The 4109-nt window shown below is 56.9% G+C and carries 4 protein-coding genes; 2 read left to right on the forward strand and 2 right to left on the reverse strand.

Features of this window, described 5'->3' with window-relative positions:
- On the reverse strand, nucleotides 1-674 hold a 674-nt coding region (locus tag ACFFAR_RS26520; RefSeq protein WP_174364739.1), incomplete at its 3' end, for an AMP-binding protein.
- 28 nt (nucleotides 675-702) lie between these two features.
- On the reverse strand, nucleotides 703-1863 hold the full coding sequence (locus ACFFAR_RS26525; RefSeq protein ID WP_174364740.1) for an acyl-CoA dehydrogenase family protein: 1161 nt from the start codon (nucleotides 1861-1863) through the stop codon (nucleotides 703-705).
- A gap of 299 nt (nucleotides 1864-2162) precedes the next feature.
- Between ACFFAR_RS26525 and istA the strand changes: the two genes are divergently transcribed.
- Entirely contained in the window at nucleotides 2163-3209 is a 1047-nt protein-coding gene (istA, locus tag ACFFAR_RS26530) for an IS21 family transposase (RefSeq protein ID WP_174364741.1), read from the forward strand.
- Complete coding sequence (gene istB, locus ACFFAR_RS26535) at nucleotides 3206-4042, forward strand: IS21-like element helper ATPase IstB (protein ID WP_174364742.1); 837 nt, start codon at nucleotides 3206-3208, stop codon at nucleotides 4040-4042. Before istA ends, istB begins: the two co-directional genes overlap by 4 nt.
- Nucleotides 4043-4109: the final 67 nt, after the last annotated feature.

The raw sequence follows: 4109 nt of genomic DNA on the forward strand, positions 1-4109 counted from the left end.
AGCGAAACTGCGAGCCACAGACGGTCGTGCTCGGTAGCCTGTTGGCGCTCACCAATGTTCCAGATGTTCTCGATGAGACCGCGGTGCACCAGTTGCACGCCTTTCGGTTGGCTCGTTGAACCCGACGTGTACAGAACGAACGCTACGTCCTCGGCGTCAGGCTCCGTACCATCAAACACCGCCTGCGAGTTCGCGCCGATCGCACACAGTGCATCCCACTCGTACCATGAAGGGGGCAGCGATTGCCCGATGCCGACGACTGCCTGCAGCAACGGTAACCGGCCCTCGGCACGCAGACGTTCCAGCGTCTGCACGTAGTCGTGTTTCATGTAACTGGGCGTGCAGGCCAGATATCTCGCGTCGGAATGATTCATCGCATGCGCAATTTCGGGCGGTGTGTACCACGTGTTGATAGCGACCGCTACGCCGCCGATATACGTAGCAGCCAGCGACGTGACGACCCACTCCAACCGGTTCCCCATCAGAATCGCGATCTTGTCGCCGGGGCCGGCGCCTATCGACATCAGTCCGCGCGCACAATTTTCGACCGCGTGATGGAGGCCGCGAAACGTGACTCTGCGGTCACCGTCGACAATTGCTTCACGGTCCGGGTATTTTTTCGCGAGTTCGCGAACGAGTTCGGGAAGCGTTTTACTGTTCAGTTGCTTGGACACAGCTGTCTCCTGGGGCGGCACTTTGAAACTAGAACGACCGTGGCAGGCCAAGCAGATGCTCGGCGACATAGGAGAGGATGAGATTGGTCGAGATTGGTGCGACCTGGTAAAGGCGCGTCTCCCTGAACTTGCGCTCGACGTCGTATTCATTGGCGAAACCGAAGCCGCCGTGAAACTGCAAACACGCATTGCCCGCTTCCCACGACGCCTTCGCCGCAAGATACTTGGCCATGTTCGCTTGCGCGCCGCATGGCTGGTGAGCATCGAACCGTTTGCAAGCCTCCCAGCGCATCAGATTGGCCGCCTCGACTTCAATGTAGGCCTCGGCGATGGGGAACTGGACGCCCTGGTTTTGCCCGATTGGACGGCCGAAAACCACTCGCTCGTTGACGTATTTGGCGACCCGCTCCAGAAACCAGTAGCCGTCGCCGATACATTCCGCCGCGATCAGCGTTCGCTCTGCGTTGAGGCCGTCAAGGATGTATTTGAAACCCTGGCCTTCTTCCCCTATCAGATTCTCAGTAGGAATTTCGAGGTCCTCAAAAAAGAGCTCATTGGTTTCGTGATTCACCATGTTCGGGATGGGCCTGACCACGAGACCTTTGCCCACGGCTTCGCGCAAGTCCACCACGAAGATGGACATGCCTTCCGTCTTCCGTTTCACGTCTGACAGCGGCGTCGTGCGGGCGAGCAGGATCATCAGGTCCGAATGCTGGATGCGCGAGATCCAGACCTTTTGGCCGTTGATCACGTAGCGGTCGCCTCGACGCACCGCCGTGGTCTTGATTTTGGTCGTGTCGGTACCGGTGCTGGGTTCGGTTACACCCATCGATTGCAGACGCAATTCGCCGCTTGCGATCTGCGGCAGATAAAAATCCTTTTGCCGCTGTGAGCCATGCCGCAGCAGCGTGCCCATGTTGTACATCTGCCCGTGACACGCACCCGAGTTGCCACCCGCGCGGTTGATCTCTTCCATGATCACCGACGCTTCGGTCAATCCGAGGCCGGAACCGCCATATTCCTGCGGAATCAGCGCCGCCATCCACCCGGCTTTCGTGAGCGCATCGACAAACGCCTCGGGATACGCGCGCTGCTCGTCGATTTTGCGATGGTACTCATCGGGGAACTCCGCGCATAACGCCCGGACGGCGTCGCGGATCTCTTCGTGGTCGGTAGCAGTTGTCAGCATGGACGGATCCTCGTTATCTGGCAGGTGGCGTCGGTCTGACCCATATGGAGACCGCGCTGATATGGAAAACATGGTGGAAGTCTAGGCTGTTTTGTTCTTGTATACGAACTAGGTTTATCCCTAAGAACACTTTTGTTTGCATTCCGACAGGCTTCACGTAGTCTTGATCCTGAGAAAGGCACTCGTTTTGCAAGTGTCACGCGCAGTTGTAATTAATACAGCAACGCGTTTAAGGAATTGATACACCTCGTTGTAGGGTTGCTCTTTTTGGGCGGCCCGTGATCAGCTACGAGGAGTACATGGAAATCGAGATTCTGCGTCGTCAGGGAAACAGCCTGCGAGACATCGCGGTAGAGACCGGCATGGCCGTCAACACGGTTCGGAAATATCTGGCATTGGGTCCTCCGCATCGCAAAGTGCGTGAGCCCGTCGTGAGTAAGCTTGCGCCGTTTAAGTCGTATCTTCAGGGCCGGGTCGAAGCAGCAAAGCCAGACTGGATCCCGGCGACGGTGCTCAAGCGAGAGATTGAGGAGCGCGGCTACAAGGGCGGATTGCGACAGGTGCAGGACTATCTGCAGAAACTTCGACCCGCTGCGCGTCCCGACCCAGTAGTCAGATTCGAGACCGAGCCGGGCCAACAGATGCAGATGGACTGGATCGAGTTTCGTAAGCCGGGGCACAAGCTCGGCATGCTCGCGGCGTTCGTCGCCACGTTGGGCTACAGCTGCGTAAGCTACGCGGAGTTTGTCACCGACATGCGTGTTGAAACGCTGCTGGCTTGCCACGTGCGGGCATTCGAGGCGTTTGGAGGCGTCACCAGAGAAATCGTGTATGACAATATGAAAACGGTAATCCTGAAACGCGATGCATATGGCAAGAAACAGCATAGATATCATCCAGGATTCGCCGACTTCGCTAAACATCACGGGTTCGTGCCTCGCGTCTGCAAACCATACCGTGCAAAGACGAAAGGCAAAGTCGAGCGTATGAATGGTTATTTGCGCTACAGCTTCTGGGTCCCGTTGGTCTCAATGCTTAAACAAGCCGGGTTGACAGCGGACTGTGGCCTTTGCAATGAGCGTGTCAGGCGGTGGCTGCGCGATGTCGCCAACGTTCGTCTTCACGGCACCACGAAACGCGTACCGGCTGAGGTATTGCTCGAAGAGCGCCCACATTTGCTGCCGCTGCCGGCACCGTACGTGGGACGGTCGGTCCGAACTGGAGCGACGCCGCATGAGCAACCGAAACCGGTATCGCGGTATGCAACGTCGGAATGGGAAAAACCGCTGCAGCATCCGTTGTCGGTCTACGATGCCTTCAGCCGAACGCAGGAGGTGAACGCATGACGCCGCAGCTCGAGCGACTGACCGTGTTGTGTAAGCAACTCAACCTCCTGCATTTGCCGACGCAGATTGCGCACCTTGGACAAATGGCTGCGAAGCGCGAGCTTGGCTATCTCGACTTCCTCGAACATGCGTTAAAAGATGAAGCAATGGCTCGCACGGAACGAATGCGCCGGATGCTGACCCGTCTCGCCGGCTTCCCGGCGATCAAGACGCTTGATGATTTCGATTTCGAGTTCGCACTCGGCGTACCCAAACCGCTAGTTCTCGAGCTAAGCAGCCTAGCCTTTGTGGAGCGTGCGGAGAATGTCGTACTGCTCGGACCTAGTGGCGTGGGTAAAACTCACCTCGCATTGGCACTTGGATATCGTGCAACGCAGGCCGGGTTCCGGGTTCGCTTTATCACCGCCGCCGACCTCTTGATGCAATTGACGACCGCGTTGCGGCGTAACCAGCTCGAGGAAACCATCAAGCGCATCACGAAGCCGTACAGACTTCTGATCATTGATGAGATGGGATACCTGCCAATGGATCGGGAACAAGCGAACTTACTCTTCCAGGTCATTGCCAAACGATACGAAACGGGCAGTCTCGTCCTCACCAGTAATTTGCCGTTCGGTCAGTGGGATCAGACCTTTGCCGACGACGCAACGCTCACTGCGGCTTTGCTCGACCGGCTGCTTCATCACGCACACGTCGTGCCGATCTCCGGTAAATCGTATCGGCTAAAGGAAAAACGTCAGGCTGGAATGATCAACAGAATTGCGCCGCCGCACTTGCACGACGGGGACGACATCAAACGCAGACGTAATTCGAAGGAGGTAGCACCCAGCTAATAACCGCGTGAGCAGGTGTATTAATTTCCAATTGCGTTTGCGTACGAAGCTGTATCAACTTGAGATT

Source organism: uncultured Caballeronia sp. (assembly GCF_964243625.1).
Classification (GTDB): domain Bacteria; phylum Pseudomonadota; class Gammaproteobacteria; order Burkholderiales; family Burkholderiaceae; genus Caballeronia.